Below are 15,278 nucleotides of genomic sequence, written 5' to 3'. Positions count from 1 at the left end.
CGTTATCCGGGGCAGACACGATGTCGCTTCTTTCCGCAGTCAGTTCACTCTTCGGAGCCGTCGACCCCACCTCGAGTGGCGCCGCCTCCGCAGGCAGCCAGGCTGATCAGGCCAGCCAGGGCTTCGCGCAGACGCTCCAGCAGAGCATCGCCGCGCAGACCGCGCTGAACCAGCCCACGGCGCAGCAATACGCGCAGTCGAGCGCGGCGCAGGCGTACAACAACGCCAACGCGTCGAACAACTCGAACGCGTCGCAGAACGCTTCGTCGTCGCAATCGTCGCAGGCGAGCCAGTCGTCGTCCTCGCAATCGTCGCAGTCGTCGCAATCGGCTTCGGGCAGCAGCTCGTCGAGCAGCACGCGCGGCACCTCGAAGACCGACCATCGCGGCGACGACGCCCGCACCAACCAGCAGCAAGCCGATGCCGCGGGCGCCCAGGCCGCCGCGCAGGCGCAGCAAGCCCAGCAGGCCGCGCAGCAGGCGGGCCAGCAGGCACAGGACGACGGCTCCGGCGACGGCTCGGCGCAGGCCACCGACGCGACGCTCGCAAGCATGGCCGCCGCCGCGGCGGGCACGGCCGCGACCGCCGCGGACGGCACCACCGCCACCGCGACCACCGATCCGAAGTCGGTCGGCGACGCGCTCACCGCCGCGCTGCAGAAGCTGCGCAGCGGCGCGGCCACGCTCTCGGCGCATGGCGGCGCGACCGCGCAGGACGCCACCGCGACGGGCCAGGCGATCGCCAACGGCTTCGCGGCGCATCTGGGCGCGCAGGCGAAGGCGAAAGGCCTGAGCACCGCCCTCGACGACAAGACCGCCGCGACCGGCGACGCCAAGACCGCCACGCCGCTCACCGCCGACGCGGCCACGCAGACCGCCGCCACGGCGCTCACGGCAGCGGCCGCCCAGCAGGCCGCGCCGATGCAGCAACCCGCCACGAACGCGGCCACCGACGCGCTCGCGGCCACCCAGGCCGCCGCAGCGGCGGCGGCTCAGGCGCAGGCCACCCAGGCGGCGGCGACCACGACCAATCCGGCGGCAGCCGCCGCGGCTTCGGCCACGCTCGCGCCGCAGGTGGGCACGAGCGACTGGGAAGACGCGCTCAGCCAGAAGGTCGTGTTCCTGTCGAGCGCGCACCAGAGCTCGGCGGAACTCACGCTCAACCCGAAGGATCTCGGCCCGCTGCAAGTGGTGCTGCAAGTCTCGGAGAACCACGCGCACGCCCTTTTCGTCTCGCAGCACCAGCAGGTGCGCGAGGCCGTCGAAGCGGCCCTGCCGAAGCTGCGCGAGCAGATGCAGGAAAACGGCATCGGCCTCGGCAGCGCGAGCGTCAGCGACGGCTTCTCGCGTCAGATGAACCAGCAGGCGCAACAGGACAGCGGCAACGGCTCGGGCAGCGGCTCGCGCTCGTCGCGTTCGGGCGGCAGCAGCCTCGCGTCCGGCAGCAGCGCCGACGACGCGATCGGCAGCACCACCTCGGCGCCCACCACGCGCACGGTCGGCCTGATCGATACGTTCGCCTGAGTGCCATAAAACCCGGCGGCGCGGCCAGAGACCGTCATCGGCGGTCATGCGGGCTCACGCGGGGTCATGCGCGGTTAGAAGCGCTCATCGGCACGGCCAGCGGCGCACGCAGTGCCGCCGGCCGTTTTTTACACGCCGGGCCCGCCGGTCTTTCACGCTTCCACGCTCGATCGCCTCTGATCGAACCCCATCACGCGCCGATCGTCGGGCATCGCTCTCCAACATGATGCGAGCGCGCCCCGGCGCCCGCGATGCCGCGCGCATCGGCGCTTTCGGGCACGCGCGCCGCACCCGCGACAAAACCACGAGATAGCCGGAAATCCCCCGTCTATTCCTCCCTTCGCTGTAAGGCAAAAGCCGGAACAATGCAGGCTGCCGGGATTGATGACGCACGCGGCGCGCGAATTGCGCGAAGCGCCGGACGTTCTCCCGACCCGACGGCCCCACACTCGGCCCCAACACCGCACCACCCAGGCTTACGACCGACATGGCGACCACGACCGCAAAAGATCAAGCTGCGCCCCAGGGCGCGAAACCCGGACCGCTCAAGCGCATCCTCCTCATTGTGATCATCGCGATCCTTGCCGCTGGCGCCGCCGGCGCGGGCGTGTGGTTCTTCATGTCGCGCCATCCGGCCGCCGCCACGGCGAGCGCACCGCCGCCGCCGCCGCTGCCGGTCTACTACGCGCTCGAACCGATGACGGTGAACCTGCAGTCCGACGACGGCGACACGCACTATCTGCGCATCGGCCTCACGCTCAAGCTCGACAGCCAGGCGACCCAGGACGCGCTCGTCTCGCATATGCCGGAAATCCGCAGCCGCGTGCTGCTCGCACTCTCGAACAAGCATCCGTCGGACCTCGCGCCGCTCGACGGCAAGCGCGAACTCGCCACCGAGCTGGCCGCGCTGATCTCGAAGCCCTCCGACCCGCACGGCGAGCCCGCCAAGGTCGAAGACGTGCTGTTCACCGAATTCGTCGTGCAGTAACGCCATGCACAGCGCGCAGATATCCGGGAGCCTCGCATCATGAGCATGGGTGGTCACGACGAGTTCATGTCGCAGGAGGAGGTCGATGCCCTCCTCAAGGGCGTCACCGGCGAAGTCGACAGCGACTCCAGCTCGTCCGAAAAGCAGGGCGTGCGGCCCTACAACATCGCGACGCAGGAACGCATCGTGCGCGGCCGGATGCCCGGCCTCGAAATCATCAACGAGCGTTTCGCGCGGCTGTTGCGCGTGGGTGTATTCAACTTCATGCGCCGCACCGCCGAGATTTCCGTCGGCCCGGTGCGCGTGCAGAAGTACAGCGAGTTCACCCGCAACCTGCCGATCCCGACGAACCTGAACCTCGTGCATGTGAAGCCGCTGCGCGGCACCTCGCTGTTCGTGTTCGACCCGAACCTCGTGTTCTTCGTGGTCGACAACCTGTTCGGCGGCGACGGCCGCTTCCACACGCGTGTGGAAGGCCGCGACTTCACGCAGACCGAGCAGCGCATCATCCAGCGCCTGCTGAACCTCGTCTTCGAGCACTACACGACGGCGTGGAAAAGCGTGCGCCCGCTGAGCTTCGAATACGTGCGCTCGGAAATGCACACGCAGTTCGCCAACGTCGCGACGCCCAACGAGATCGTGATCGTCACGCAGTTCTCGATCGAATTCGGCGCAACGGGCGGCACGCTGCACATCTGCATGCCGTACTCGATGATCGAGCCGATCCGCGACGTGCTCGCCTCGCCGCTGCAAGGCGAAGTGCTCGACGTGGACCGCCGCTGGGTGCGCGTGCTCTCGCAGCAGGTGCAGGCCGCCGAAGTGGAGCTCACCGCCGATCTCGCGCAGGTGCCCATCACGTTCGAGCAGATCCTGAACATGAAGAAGGGCGATGTCCTGCCGGTCAACATTCCCGAGCACATCGTCGCGAAGGTCGACGGCGTGCCGGTGATGGAATGCGGCTACGGAATTTTCAATGGTCAATACGCGTTGCGGGTCCAGAAGATGATCAGCGCAGCCGACACGATGAAGGAAGGTGGATATGAGTGACGTGAACGCCACGCAAGGCGAAGAACCCGTGCTCGAAGCGGGTCAGGAAGCCGCGGCCGATGTGCCGGGTTCGGGCACCGATGAGGCGTCGCTGGACGACTGGGCGGCCGCGATGGCCGAGCAGAACAGCAACGACGTGCCGGCCGCAGCGCCCGCCGCCGTGTTCCAGCCGCTCTCGAAGGTCGACCAGAACTCGACGCGCAACGACATCGACATGATTCTGGACATTCCCGTCCAGATGACCGTCGAACTCGGCCGCACCAAGATCGCGATCCGCAACCTGCTGCAACTCGCGCAAGGTTCGGTCGTGGAACTCGACGGCCTCGCCGGCGAACCGATGGACGTGCTCGTGAACGGCTGCCTGATCGCCCAGGGCGAAGTGGTGGTGGTGAACGACAAGTTCGGTATCCGTCTGACCGACATCATCACGCCGTCCGAACGGATCCGGAAGCTGAATCGATGAAACCGGCCGCCGTGCCCGCAGCGCGCTTCGTTCGCGCGCGCCGGACGTTCCACCTCGCGCTCGCGCTGGCCCTTTCGGGCGCGGCGAGTGCAGCCGGCGCGGCCAACGCCGCCGATCTGCAGGCCGTGAACAAGGCGACGCAGGCGGCGCAGAACGCCTCGAACGCTTCGGCGGTCGTCGCGGGCAGCGCGGTGCCGGCGCTCGGTTTCGGCGCGCTGCTGCAAACGGTGTTCGGACTCGCGCTGGTGATCGCGGTGGTGTTCGGCTGCGCGTGGCTCGCGCGGCGTCTCGGTTTGCAGCACGGCCCGAAGAACGCGCTCGTCAAAACCGTCGGCGGCGCTTCGCTCGGCGGCAAGGAGCGCGTGGCCGTGGTCGAGATCGGCGACACCTGGCTCGTGCTCGGCGCGGCGCCCGGCAGCGTGCGCCTCCTGCACACGATGCCCGCAGGCGAATTGCCCGCCGCGAATGCAGCCCACGCAGCCAATGCAGCCAATGCGGCAGCGGGCGGCCCCGCCCTGCAAGGCAGCTTCGGACAGCGCTTTCGTGACGCGCTGAAACACGAAGCCGGCAAACGTTTCAAGCGTCACGACGGCGGAGCGCAGTAAATGCACGGCCGTACCCTTCACGACGCGCCCTCGTCCTCCCTCATGACTTCCGTAAAGTTCTCGCGCGCGGCGCTGCCCGTCGCGCTCGCATTCGGCGCGGGCGCCGTGGCGCTGATGCTGCCGCATCTGGCGCACGCGCAAGCCGCCGCCGGCCCGCAAGGCCTGCCGGCCTTCACCACGAGCCCCGGCGCCGCCGGCGGAACGACCTACTCGCTGAGCGTGCAGACGATGCTGCTGCTCACGATGCTGACGTTCCTGCCCGCGATGGTGCTGATGATGACGAGCTTCACGCGCATCATCATCGTGCTCTCGCTGCTGCGCCAGGCGCTCGGCACGACCACCACGCCGCCGAACCAGGTGCTCGTGGGCCTCGCGCTGTTCCTGACGCTGTTCGTGATGTCGCCGGTCATCGACAAGGCCTACAACGACGGCTACAAGCCCTTCTCCGCCGGCACGCTGCCGATGGAGGAAGCGGTCACGCGCGGCGTCGCGCCGTTCAAGACCTTCATGCTGCGCCAGACCCGCGAGTCCGATCTCGCGCTGTTCGCGCGCATCGCGCACGCGCCGCCGATGCAGGGCCCCGAGGACGTGCCGCTCACGCTGCTGGTGCCCTCGTTCATCACGAGCGAGCTGAAAACCGGCTTCCAGATCGGCTTCACGGTGTTCATTCCGTTTCTCATCATCGACATGGTGGTGGCGAGCGTGCTGATGTCGATGGGTATGATGATGGTCTCGCCCGCGACGATCTCGCTGCCCTTCAAGCTCATGCTGTTCGTGCTCGTGGACGGCTGGCAACTGCTGATCGGCTCGCTCGCGCAGAGCTTCACCTGAGGACCCGACGATGACGCCCGAAATGGTCATGACGCTCTCGCATCAGGCGATGTACGTCGCCCTGCTGCTGGCCGCGCCGCTGCTGCTCGTCTCGCTCGCCGTGGGTCTGATCGTGAGCCTGTTCCAGGCCGCCACGCAGATCAACGAAAGCACGCTCTCGTTCATTCCGAAGCTCATCGCGATCGCGGTCACGCTGGTGATCGCCGGCCCGTGGATGCTCACCACCATGCTCGACTACATGCGCCACATGTTCACGAGCATTCCGTCGCTCGCGGGCTGAGGCGCGCCCCGCCGGGCGCCGCCGCGCATACTTCACGATGTTCACCGTCACCTACGCGCAGCTCAACGGCTGGCTCACCGCGTTTCTCTGGCCGTTCACGCGCATCCTCGCGCTGATCGCGGTGGCGCCGATCGTGGGCAACCGCTCGGTGCCGATGCGCGTGAAGATCGGCCTCGGCGCCTTCATCACGCTGATCGTCGCGCCCACGCTCGGGCCGATGCCGCAAACCACGGTGTTCTCGGCCGAAGGCGTGTGGATTCTGGTCAACCAGTTCCTGATCGGCATCGCGCTCGGCTTCACGATGCAGATGGTGTTCGCCATCGTGACGGCGGCCGGCGACCTGATGGGTCTCGGCATGGGCCTCGGCTTCGCCTCGTTCTTCGATCCGCAGGCCAACAGCACCACGCCCGCGCTGTCGTCGTGGCTCAACATGATGGCGATGCTCGCGTTCCTCGCCTTCGACGGCCATCTGCAGATGATCGCCGCGCTCATGCAGACCTTCACGAGCGTGCCGATCTCGGCCAACGTGCTGTCCGGCAACGGCTACCGGCTGCTCGCGGAGTGGGGCGCGACGGTGTTCAACGCGGGCCTGCTGCTGTCGCTGCCCGTGGTGGTGGCGCTGCTCATCACCAATCTCTCGCTCGGCATTCTCAACCGCGCCGCGCCGCAGATCGGTATCTTCCAGATCGGCTTTGCGATCACCATGCTCGTCGGCCTGCTGCTGATCATGGCGATGACACCCAACATGATTCCCTACTTCGCGCGCCTGATCGACGGCGGGCTGGAACAGATGGGCCGTGTGGCGGCCGCGCTCAAGCCCGCGGCCTGAATCCGCGCGCCGCACAAAAAACACAAAGAACACAAAAGAAAACGGCGGTGCGCTTCTCGCGCACCGCCGTTTTGCGTTTCCGAACCCGCGTGTCTTATGGGTTGATGTACTGGAACAGCGAGAGATTCTGCGTGGCCGCGAAACTCTTCTGCGAGGCCGACAGCGCGTTCGAGATCTGCTCGTACAGCGAGATCGCCGCGGTCATGTCGGTGTCCGTGAGATCGCTGAGGTTCGACGTCGTCTGCAGCGAGTTGGTCGACGTGACGGCCTGCAGCGCCTTCACTTCCTGCTCGCGGCCGCCCACCGAAGCCTGCGTCGTGATCACGCTCGACAGCGAGTTGCCGATCGAGGTGAGCGCGGTCGTCAGCGCGTTCGTCTGCGTGGCCTTCGCGGCGACGTCGCCGTTGACCGGCGTCTGCAGCGCGGCGATCGCGTTGTCGATGCTGAGGAACATGTCGCTGTTCTGCGGATCCGTCGCTGGCGTGATCGAGAACGAGTCGCCGTTCGCGGGCGTGCCCGTGACCGTCACGTTCATGCCGCTGCCGAGCGCGATCGCCTGGCCGTCCGTGTAGGGCTGGTTCGACGAGAGCGCCGTCGCGGGCGAGGTCGAGTTGTCCATCACCGAATACGTGAGCGAGCCGCTCGCGTCGCTGAACTGGATCGACAGACTGTGATTGTTGGTCGCCTGCGTGGTGTCGGTCACCGTGACGCCGCCGATCACACCCGTGCCCGTGTTCGCCGTGTTGCCGCGCGTCACCGCCGACGAACCGACCGCCGACACGCTCTGGAACACCGACGAACCCGTGTCGCTGACCGCGATCGTGCGCGAACCGGCCACCTGGATCGTGCGCTGGCCGCCGTCGCCGTTGTAGGTCACGCCGCCGCCGCTCTTGTTCGCGAACACCGCCGTGGTGCTCTGGAAGCCCGAGAACAGATAGTTGCCCTGGCCGTCCGTGGTGTTGGCGAGCGTCAGCAGCTGGTTGCGTTCGCCTTGCAGCTGCTGCGCGAGCGCCTGGCGGTCGGAGTCGTTGAGCGAGCCGTTCACCGCCGACTGAAGCTGCTGGTTGATGCTGTGCAGCGTGCTCGTGATGCTCGTCAGCGTGGAGTCTTCGAGCTGCAGCGTCGACAGCGCGGTGGTCTGGTTCGACGCGTACTGCGAGAGCGTCGCGCCCGTGGCCGAGAGCTGCACGGCCTGCGCCGCGCCGAGCGGATTGTCGGCCGGATTCGCGATGGCGATACCGGTCGAAATCTGCTGCTGCACGTTGAGCAACTGGGACTGCTGGTTCTCCATCGTCGACACGCTGGAGCTGTAAATCTGGGAAGTCGCGATACGCATGGCTCAGCGCCTCACTGGAAAATGCCGATCAGGGTCTGGAACAGCGACGCCGCCGTCTGGATCACCTTGCTGTTGGCCTGATAGAGCTGCTGGTACTGCAGCAGGTTGGCCGCTTCTTCGTCGAGGTTCACGCCCTGCACCGACTGCTGCTGCGAGGTGAGCTGCGTGACGAGCGAGGTCTGCGACGTGCTCGACGCCTTCAACTGGCTGGCCGTGTTGCCGATCGAGTTCACGTAGTTCGAGTACGCGTTGGTCAGCGTCTGCGAGTTCGTAAACGACGTGCCCGAGGTCAGGTTCGCGATCGCCAGCGCGTTGCGGCCGTCCTGCGCCGCGCCGGAGTTCTGCGCGATCGTGAAGGTGTCGCCGTTTGCGGGCGCGCCCGTGAGCGTGAAGCTCACGTTGTTCATGTCGGTGCCCGTGCTCGACGCGATCGCGATGGTCGCGCCCGTGGTCGAGTCGTACGGCACCGTGGTCGTGCCCGTCGCGTCGATCGTGTAGGTCGTCGGCGTGCTGGAGCCCGGCACCGTCACCGTGATCGTCGAGTTCGCCGGGAAGCCCGAGAGCGAGCCCGTCGACGAGTCGTAGGTGAGCGTGGTCGGCGTCGAGGAAATCGTGTAGCCCGAGGTCACCGCGCCTTGCGTGACCACGGCCGTGCCGGTGTTCGTGGTGGGCGCCGAGACCAGCACGGGCGAAGCCGCCGCGATCGCCGAGGGATCGCTGGTCGCCACCGCGAAGGTGTCGAGCGCGCCCGCCGTCGGATTGATCGAGTACGAATCGCCGTTCGCCATCGTGCCCGTCATGCTGACGGACACGCCGCCGCCCGTGAGCGGGCTGGTCGTGCTCGGCTGCGTGGTCGACGAACCCACGACCGTGTTGGTCGTGGTGTCGGTCAGCGTCCACGTGCCGCTCGAATACGAAACCGTGAAGTTGTCGGTCGGCGGGCTCGTGGGGTTCGTGAGCGAGGCCGAGACCGTCGCGGTGCCGGTGTTGTTCAGGTTGCCCGTGACGACCGGCGCGCCGACCGTGAAGAGGTCGCCGCCCGCCGCGCCGCCTTGCGTGAGGCCGAGCGCGTTCTGCGCGTTGACCTGCGCGGCGAAGCTGGTCGCGATCGCGCCGAGCTGCGCTTCGGCCGGATCGAGCGTGCCCTGCATGAACGACACGAGGCCGCCGACCGTGCCGCCTTGCAGCGCCGCGCTGGTGAGCGGCTGCGCGGCGGTGGTCGAGCCCGGCAGGCCTTGCCAGGCCACCGTCATCTCGGTCGGATTGGTGCTCGACGGCTGCGTCGTCAGGTTGTAGTTCTGGCCGCTCACCACGAGCGGCTGGCCGTTGCCGAGGAACAGGCTGTAGCCGCTGCTGTTCTGCACGACCTGAACGCCCACGAGCTGCGAAAGATTCGACACCGCGAGGTCGCGCTGGTCGAGCAGCTGGTTCGGCTGCTGGCCCGACGCGCTCGCCGTGGCGATCTGCGTGTTGAGCTGCGCGATCTGCTGCGTGTAGGTGTTGATCTGCGAAACGGCGTTCGTCAGCTGCGTGTTCACGCTCTGGCGCAGCGAGTCGTACTGCTCGCCGGCGGCGTTGATCTGGTCGGCGAGCGACTGCGCGTCGGACAGCGCGGTCTGGCGCGTCGCCGTGCTGTCCGGCGAGTTCGACACGTCCTGCAGACCCGAGAAGAACGACGTGATCGACGATGCGATGCCCGAGGTCGGGCTGCCCACGAGGTTCGACAGCTGGGTGGCGAGCGTGTACGAAGCCGTCAGCGCGCTGTTGGTCGACTGCGCGTTGTTCAGCGACGTCGTGATGTACTGGCTATAGGCGCGCTGCACCGTGGCCGTGTTGACGCCGGCGCCGATGTAGCCGCTGCCCGAATTTTGCCCGTTCGCCTCGGTGAACACCGCCTTTTCCACGTTGTAGCCCGCGGTGGACGAATTGCTGATGTTCTCGCCAGCCGTGGCGATACCGATCTGGGCCGACTGCAAGCCGCTCAGGCCGATCGAGAAAATGTTGGACATGCATGATCCTCATGAACGGCCGTCGTCGGATTGATCGCTCGGGCCGCGTGGGTGAACCCCTTTTATAACGGCAGCGCGAGGCGAAAATTAAGCGTAAGGATCGGGAATTTCGCGCAGAAAACGTTTGCCCGGAACGCTCGCGAAGCGCGCGTGGGCAGGACGATGCGCGAGGCATGCGCGGCGGCGGCGTGCAACAACGTGCGGCAGTCCGAAACGACTGGCGCAAACGTGCTTGCCGTGGATCGCCACGTCGAGCGCAGGCGCCGTCGAGGCGCTCTTTCAGACCTCGTTCGAGGCCCTTTTTAACGGTGTATCCCGATACTGCCGCCGCACTGCCGCGGCGATACGAAGGCGGCGCGCGCGGAGACTCCGGCGCGCCGCCGACGCATCAGGCGCGCTGGAACGCGCGCCGCTTCATCTCAAGTTGCGTGATGTAGCGTTGCAGGCTGTTTTCCGCCGCGCCGGGCAGCGCCTCGAAACGGAAGCCGAGGTGATAGCGGCGGTCGCCGTTCGGCAGATCGACGAAGCGCAGCACGGCCAGCGCCAGATCGACGCGCAGCGTGCCTTGCGAGCGCAGATCGAGCTCCACGTCGCGGATCGTCAGGCCCATCTGGAACTCGGCAGCGCGCGGGTCGGTCGTGCGCAGACCGATGCCGCCGAGCGACAGGTCGTGCACCTCGAACTGGAAGCGCAGGCCGTCCGCCGGCAGCGCGCCGCGGCACAGGCACGGTTCGAGCACGGGCGTATCGACGCGGAAATACTCGCGCCGCTGCACGTAAAAGAGCACCTCGGGGAAGCCGGCTTCGAACGCGGGCCGCCCTTCGAACTCGGTCTCGCGCGGCGCGCCCGTGGAAAACTCGACGCGCACGCCGTCGGGCGAGGCATGGAACTGACATTCCTGCGCCGCCAGCACCTCGCGGTTCTGCTCGGGCAGCGCGCCCCAGTCGAACGTGAAGGTGCGCTCGCGCGTGTTGACGTCGAGGATGCGCGTGACCAGCTGGCCGCCGCGGTATTGCAAGGTGAGGAAATCGCCCCGGTTGGCGAGGTTGCGCAACTGCACCCCGACTTCCAGCGGATTACGCCGGCCAAAGTCGGTGCCTTCGCCCTCGGAGGCTTCCTGTTGATTCGAATGAACGGTATTCATCGGCCTGCCGGAATTTCGTGGACATGCCGGCGCGCGACGGACTGCCCGCTGCGCGCCGTCCGGGCGGTTCTGCCGCCCTTGAATCTTTTCGATCTCGCCTGCATTAGCGGCAGGCTGACGCGGAAATTTAGGGCTTGGCCGTAAAAAAACTGTGTTGCGGCGCACACTTCGCCCGCGCTGACGCGCGGATCGTCGCGCAACGTGCGCGCATCCGGCGCGCTTCGTCGGCGAGGGAACGTTTGCATGACGCCAACGCGCGCCGTTCGGGCAAGACCCGGCAAGTCCCCAAAAAAGCAGGGCGACGTAGGCAAACGCGGCCGCGCGACGCGCGGCGCGTTGCAGTCGATGCGGGCTGAGTACGCCGCCCGCGCGCGCTGTAAAACCGTAAATCGAAGCCGATCGGCGCCGATCAGACCATCTGCTGCATGATCGACAGCAGCTTCTTCGCGTAGTGCGGATCGGTCGCGTAACCGGCGCGCTGCATGCCGTGCGCGAAGCTCTCGGCGCTGTGCGAGCCGTTGATCACCGACGCGTAGCGCGGATTGTTCTTGAGCATGCTCGCGTAATCGGTCATCGCGTCTTCGTACGAGTCGTAGGCGCGGAACTTCTCGGCCACGCGCTGCGGCTTGCCGTGCACGTATTCGGTCGTCATGGTCGTGACGGTCTTGCCGGTCCAGTCCTTGGTCGCCTTGATGCCGAACACGTTGTGGCTCGTGCTGCCGTCCGCCTTCATGATCTCGCGCTTGCCCCAGCCCGACTCCAGCGCGGCCTGGCCGACGATGAAACGCGCCGGAATGCCGGTCGCCGCGCTCGCCTGCTGCGCGCCGGTGGCGAGCTTGTTGACGAAGGCGTCGACCTTGTCGTCGCCGTTGCCACGCATCGCCGGGGTGAGCGCGCTGTTCGCGTCCCAGCCCTGGCCCTTGCCGAGCGCGCCATTGGCGGCGGCGTTGCCGTACGCGCGGCCGAGTGCGTTGAGCATCGCGAGGTTGCCTTCGCTGCCGCTGCCGCCCGCACCCGAGAGACCTTGCATCGCGCCGGCGATGCCGCCCGCGCCGCTCGATCCGCCCGCGCCGTCCATGCCCGCCTGGCCGCCCATGCTGCGCATGAGCTGCTTGATCATCGCGTTCGCGACGCCGACGCCCTTGTTCGACATCTGCTGCGCGAGCTGCTGATCCATCATCGAGGTGAACTGCGCGCCGTCCTTCGAATCGAGCGGGCCGTCGTCGGGCGTCGCGTCGCGCATGCTCTTGAGCATCATCTGCGTGAAGACCGCGTCGAACTGCTTCGCGGCCGCCTTCACGCCCTGCTGCGGCGAGGCGTTCGCGGCGGCGCGCATGGCGTCGAAGCCCTGCACGTCGAGCGCGAAACGGTTGGTCAGGTCGAGGCCGCCGCTGCCGCCGAGTTTCGAGTTATCCATTGTTCACATCCTTAGATAATTTCGAGGTCGGCACGCAATGCGCCCGCCGCCTTCATCGCCTGGAGGATCGACATCAGATCCGCCGGCGTTGCGCCAAGCGCATTGAGCGCCTTCACGACTTCCGCGAGATTCGCGCCCGCCGTGACGAGTTTGAGCGATCCATTGTCCTGCTTGAGCTGGATCTGGGACTGCCGCGCCGCCACGGTCTGGCCGTTCGAGAACGCGCCCGGCTGGCTCACCGCCGTCTGCGTGTTCACGACCACCGAAAGATTGCCGTGCGCCACCGCGCAGCTTTCGAGCGTGACCATCTGGTTCATCACGATCGAGCCGGTGCGCGCGTTGAGGATCACCTTCGCCGCCGGCTGCGCCGGGCGCACGTCGAGATTCTGGATCTGCGCGATGAAACCCACCTGCGAGGCCGGATCGCTCGGGCCGCGCACCTGGATCGTGCGGCCGTCGACCGCTGCCGCCGTGCCGTCGCCGAACAGGTTGTTGACCGCCGCCACGATGCGCTGCGTCGTGTCGTAGTCCATGTCGTTGACTTCCATCTGCAGGATGCCGCCCTGCTGCGCGACCGGCGAGGGCACCGCGCGCTCGACCGTCGCGCCCGCCGAGATGCGGCCGGCCGCGAGCTGGTTCACCTGCACGCGGCTGCCGTTGGCCGACGCGCCCGCGCCGCCCACCGCCACGTTGCCCTGCGCGAGCGCGTAGACCTGGCCGTCCGCGCCCTTGAGCGGCGTGAGCAGCAGCGTGCCGCCGCGAATGCTCTTGGCGTTCGCGAGCGACGACACCGTCACGTCGATCTGCTCGCCGGGGCGCGCGAACGGCGGCAGCGTCGCCGTGACGATCACCGCCGCCACGTTCTTGAGCTGCATGTTGTTCAGCGTCTGCGAGGAGCCCGACGAGCTCGACGTGTTGTTGATCGAGATGCCGAGGTTCGCGAGCATGTTCGCAAGCGTCTGCGTCGTGAACGGCGCCTGGGTGGTCTGGTCACCCGTGCCGTCGAGACCCACCACGAGGCCATAGCCGATCAGCGGGTTGTCGCGCACGCCGGCGAAGGTCACGAGGTCTTTGACGCGCTCGGCGCGCGCGGGCGTCGCGTAGGCGAGCAGCGCGCCGCACGCGAACACGAAACCGGCCGCGACGCCGAAGGCGGCCAGCAGGTCTTTCACGCGCGAGCGGCGCGTGCGTTGGAAACGGATCTTCACCATGGCGCGACATTCAGGAAAAAGCGTTGCAGCCAGCCCATCGTCTCGGCTTCGTCGATCACGCCCTTCGCGGAGTATTCGATCTTCGCGTCGGCGACGTCGGTCGAGAGCACGGAGTTGTCTCCGGCAACAGTGTTCGGATTCACGACGCCCGAGAAGCGCACGTATTCATTGCCCTGGTTGATGAGCATCTGCTTTTCGCCCGACACCACCAGGTTGCCGTTGGGCAGCACGTTCGTGACCGTCACGGTGATCACGCCCGTGAACGTGTTCGAGGCGTTCGCGCCGCCGGTCGCGTCGAACTGGTTCGCGCCCGTGGCCGAGAGGTTCGCGCGCGAGAAGAAGCCCGGCGCGAAGCCCGCGACCGGCACGCTGAAGGCCGTGCTGCCGCCGCGCTTGGTGTTCGCGCCCGAGGACTTCGTCGCGTTGATGTTTTCGGAGATGACGATCGTGAGGATGTCGCCGGTGTTACGCGGACGCTGGTCCTCGAACAACGGACGGCCCACGTAGCCGGGGTTGTAGATCGAGCCCGGCGAGCTGTTGACGGGCGGCGCCGGCGGCAGCGCCGTCATCGGCTGCTGCACGATCGGCTGCCGGTTGGGGATATAGGCGCAGCCCGAGAGCGCAGCGAGCGCGACCGCCGCCACGGCGACGTAAGTCGCCTGACGCCGCGCGCCTGCGCGAAAGTTGAATTGAACGGACTGGCCCATGCTCCTCACCACTTCGATTCCGTGTTGCTGTTGCTACCGTTTGCCTGACTTCGATGCCGCGGTCATCAGACCTGCATCTGGCTCAGCGTCTGCAGCATCTGGTCGGACGTCGTGACCGCCTTGCTGTTGATTTCGTACGCGCGCTGCGTCTCGATCATGTTGACGAGTTCCTGCACGACGTTGACGTTCGACGATTCCACGTAGCCCTGATTGAGCGAGCCCGAGCCGTTCAGGCCCGGCGTGGTGACCGTGGGCGCGCCCGAGGACGCCGTTTCCGACACGAGGTTCTGGCCGTTCGACTGCAGGCCGGTCGGGTTGATGAACATGGCGAGCTGCAGCGAGCCGATGGTCGTCGCGTTGGCCGAGCCCGGCGTCGTGATCGTCACCACGCCGTCGCTGCCGATGGTCAGCGAGGTCGCGTTGGCGGGCACCGTGATCGCCGGCATCACCTGGTAGCCGCTCGACGTCACGAGCTGGCCCTGCGAGTTGGTCTGAAACGAGCCGTCGCGCGTGTACTGCGTCGTGCCGTCGGGCATCTGCACCTGGAAGAAGCCCGCGCCGTTGATCGCCACGTCCTTCGAGTTGCCGGTCTGCTGCAGGTTGCCCTGCGTGTAGAGACGCTCGGTCGCGACCTGCTGCACGCCGGTGCCGACCTGGCTGCCCGAGGGCAGTTCGGTGGTCTGCGTGGAGTTCGCGCCCGGCTGACGCAGCGTCTGGTACATGAGGTCCTCGAACACCGCGCGCGAGCCCTTGAAGCCATTGGTGCTCACGTTCGCGAGGTTGTTCGAGATCACGTCCATCTGCGCCTGCTGGGCGTTCATGCCGGTGGCGGCAATGTAGAGCGATCGGTTCACGGTGTATTTCTCCCGGCGCGGCGTCTGCTATAGA

The 15,278-nt window shown here is 67.2% G+C and carries 14 protein-coding genes and 1 pseudogene; 8 read left to right on the top strand and 7 right to left on the bottom strand.

Annotated elements, in window-relative coordinates:
- Positions 1-20 precede the first annotated feature (20 nt).
- The 8 genes from U4Y88_RS27445 (at position 21) to fliR (ending at position 6,566) form a co-directional block, all read left to right on the top strand.
- Positions 21-1,523 (top strand): flagellar hook-length control protein FliK, encoded by a 1,503-nt coding sequence (locus tag U4Y88_RS27445; RefSeq protein ID WP_321787620.1) that lies wholly within the window; start codon positions 21-23, stop codon positions 1,521-1,523.
- Between the two features lie 487 nt (positions 1,524-2,010).
- Positions 2,011-2,511 (top strand): flagellar basal body-associated protein FliL, encoded by a 501-nt coding sequence (fliL, locus tag U4Y88_RS27440; RefSeq protein ID WP_224015695.1) that lies wholly within the window; start codon positions 2,011-2,013, stop codon positions 2,509-2,511.
- A 45-nt stretch (positions 2,512-2,556) separates the two neighbouring features.
- Positions 2,557-3,558, top strand: a complete 1,002-nt coding sequence (gene fliM / locus U4Y88_RS27435) for a flagellar motor switch protein FliM (RefSeq protein ID WP_224015703.1) — start codon at positions 2,557-2,559, stop codon at positions 3,556-3,558.
- Positions 3,551-4,021 carry a flagellar motor switch protein FliN gene (gene fliN / locus U4Y88_RS27430; protein WP_321787618.1) on the top strand — a complete coding sequence of 157 codons (471 nt, stop codon included), beginning with the start codon at positions 3,551-3,553 and terminating at the stop codon, positions 4,019-4,021. Before fliM ends, fliN begins: the two co-directional genes overlap by 8 nt.
- A complete protein-coding gene (fliO, locus tag U4Y88_RS27425) occupies positions 4,018-4,626 on the top strand; it encodes a flagellar biosynthetic protein FliO (protein WP_321787616.1) in 609 nt (202 codons plus the stop codon). Before fliN ends, fliO begins: the two co-directional genes overlap by 4 nt.
- A 42-nt stretch (positions 4,627-4,668) precedes the next feature.
- Complete coding sequence (gene fliP, locus U4Y88_RS27420; RefSeq protein ID WP_224015688.1) at positions 4,669-5,457, top strand: flagellar type III secretion system pore protein FliP; 789 nt, start codon at positions 4,669-4,671, stop codon at positions 5,455-5,457.
- A 10-nt stretch (positions 5,458-5,467) separates the two neighbouring features.
- On the top strand, positions 5,468-5,737 hold the full coding sequence (fliQ, locus tag U4Y88_RS27415) for a flagellar biosynthesis protein FliQ (RefSeq protein ID WP_224015686.1): 270 nt from the start codon (positions 5,468-5,470) through the stop codon (positions 5,735-5,737).
- Positions 5,738-5,774: 37 nt separating this feature from the next.
- Complete coding sequence (gene fliR / locus U4Y88_RS27410; RefSeq protein WP_224015683.1) at positions 5,775-6,566, top strand: flagellar biosynthetic protein FliR; 792 nt, start codon at positions 5,775-5,777, stop codon at positions 6,564-6,566.
- Positions 6,567-6,660: 94 nt separating this feature from the next.
- On the opposite strand, the gene flgL is transcribed toward fliR, so the two are convergent.
- From flgL to flgG, 7 genes and pseudogenes are all read right to left on the bottom strand, one after another.
- The gene (flgL, locus tag U4Y88_RS27405; protein ID WP_310632501.1) at positions 6,661-7,902 is read right to left on the bottom strand and encodes a flagellar hook-associated protein FlgL; all 1,242 of its coding nucleotides are present in this window, start codon (positions 7,900-7,902) and stop codon (positions 6,661-6,663) included.
- 11 nt (positions 7,903-7,913) lie between these two features.
- On the bottom strand, positions 7,914-9,911 hold the full coding sequence (gene flgK, locus U4Y88_RS27400) for a flagellar hook-associated protein FlgK (RefSeq protein ID WP_224015680.1): 1,998 nt from the start codon (positions 9,909-9,911) through the stop codon (positions 7,914-7,916).
- A 388-nt stretch (positions 9,912-10,299) separates the two neighbouring features.
- Positions 10,300-11,055 (bottom strand): flagellar brake protein, encoded by a 756-nt coding sequence (locus U4Y88_RS27395; protein ID WP_224015678.1) that lies wholly within the window; start codon positions 11,053-11,055, stop codon positions 10,300-10,302.
- A 409-nt stretch (positions 11,056-11,464) separates the two neighbouring features.
- Positions 11,465-12,468, bottom strand: a pseudogene (gene flgJ / locus U4Y88_RS27390) (flagellar assembly peptidoglycan hydrolase FlgJ).
- Positions 12,469-12,483: 15 nt separating this feature from the next.
- Positions 12,484-13,683 carry a flagellar basal body P-ring protein FlgI gene (locus tag U4Y88_RS27385; RefSeq protein ID WP_224015674.1) on the bottom strand — a complete coding sequence of 400 codons (1,200 nt, stop codon included), beginning with the start codon at positions 13,681-13,683 and terminating at the stop codon, positions 12,484-12,486.
- Positions 13,677-14,390 carry a flagellar basal body L-ring protein FlgH gene (gene flgH / locus U4Y88_RS27380; protein ID WP_224015671.1) on the bottom strand — a complete coding sequence of 238 codons (714 nt, stop codon included), beginning with the start codon at positions 14,388-14,390 and terminating at the stop codon, positions 13,677-13,679. The genes U4Y88_RS27385 and flgH overlap by 7 nt, the downstream gene beginning before the upstream one ends.
- A gap of 65 nt (positions 14,391-14,455) precedes the next feature.
- Positions 14,456-15,244: a flagellar basal-body rod protein FlgG gene (gene flgG / locus U4Y88_RS27375; protein ID WP_224015669.1), complete on the bottom strand. Its 789-nt coding sequence runs from the start codon at positions 15,242-15,244 to the stop codon at positions 14,456-14,458.
- Between the last annotated feature and the right edge of the window lie 34 nt (positions 15,245-15,278).

It is taken from the genome of Paraburkholderia sp. J94 (assembly GCF_905220285.1).
Lineage (GTDB): Bacteria > Pseudomonadota > Gammaproteobacteria > Burkholderiales > Burkholderiaceae > Paraburkholderia > Paraburkholderia tropica_A.
This window is presented reverse-complemented; position numbering and strand designations above follow the sequence as displayed.

Bases quoted from the DNA above. Each gene is read 5' to 3' on its own strand.
- U4Y88_RS27445 (WP_321787620.1), top strand. From the start codon at position 21: ATGTCGCTTCTTTCCGCAGTCAGTTCACTCTTCGGAGCCGTCGACCCC.
- fliL (WP_224015695.1), top strand. From the start codon at position 2,011: ATGGCGACCACGACCGCAAAAGATCAAGCTGCGCCCCAGGGCGCGAAA.
- fliM (WP_224015703.1), top strand. From the start codon at position 2,557: ATGGGTGGTCACGACGAGTTCATGTCGCAGGAGGAGGTCGATGCCCTC.
- fliN (WP_321787618.1), top strand. From the start codon at position 3,551: ATGAGTGACGTGAACGCCACGCAAGGCGAAGAACCCGTGCTCGAAGCG.
- fliO (WP_321787616.1), top strand. From the start codon at position 4,018: ATGAAACCGGCCGCCGTGCCCGCAGCGCGCTTCGTTCGCGCGCGCCGG.
- fliP (WP_224015688.1), top strand. From the start codon at position 4,669: ATGACTTCCGTAAAGTTCTCGCGCGCGGCGCTGCCCGTCGCGCTCGCA.
- fliQ (WP_224015686.1), top strand. From the start codon at position 5,468: ATGACGCCCGAAATGGTCATGACGCTCTCGCATCAGGCGATGTACGTC.
- fliR (WP_224015683.1), top strand. From the start codon at position 5,775: ATGTTCACCGTCACCTACGCGCAGCTCAACGGCTGGCTCACCGCGTTT.
- flgL (WP_310632501.1), bottom strand. From the start codon at position 7,902: ATGCGTATCGCGACTTCCCAGATTTACAGCTCCAGCGTGTCGACGATG.
- flgK (WP_224015680.1), bottom strand. From the start codon at position 9,911: ATGTCCAACATTTTCTCGATCGGCCTGAGCGGCTTGCAGTCGGCCCAG.
- U4Y88_RS27395 (WP_224015678.1), bottom strand. From the start codon at position 11,055: ATGAATACCGTTCATTCGAATCAACAGGAAGCCTCCGAGGGCGAAGGC.
- U4Y88_RS27385 (WP_224015674.1), bottom strand. From the start codon at position 13,683: ATGGTGAAGATCCGTTTCCAACGCACGCGCCGCTCGCGCGTGAAAGAC.
- flgH (WP_224015671.1), bottom strand. From the start codon at position 14,390: ATGGGCCAGTCCGTTCAATTCAACTTTCGCGCAGGCGCGCGGCGTCAG.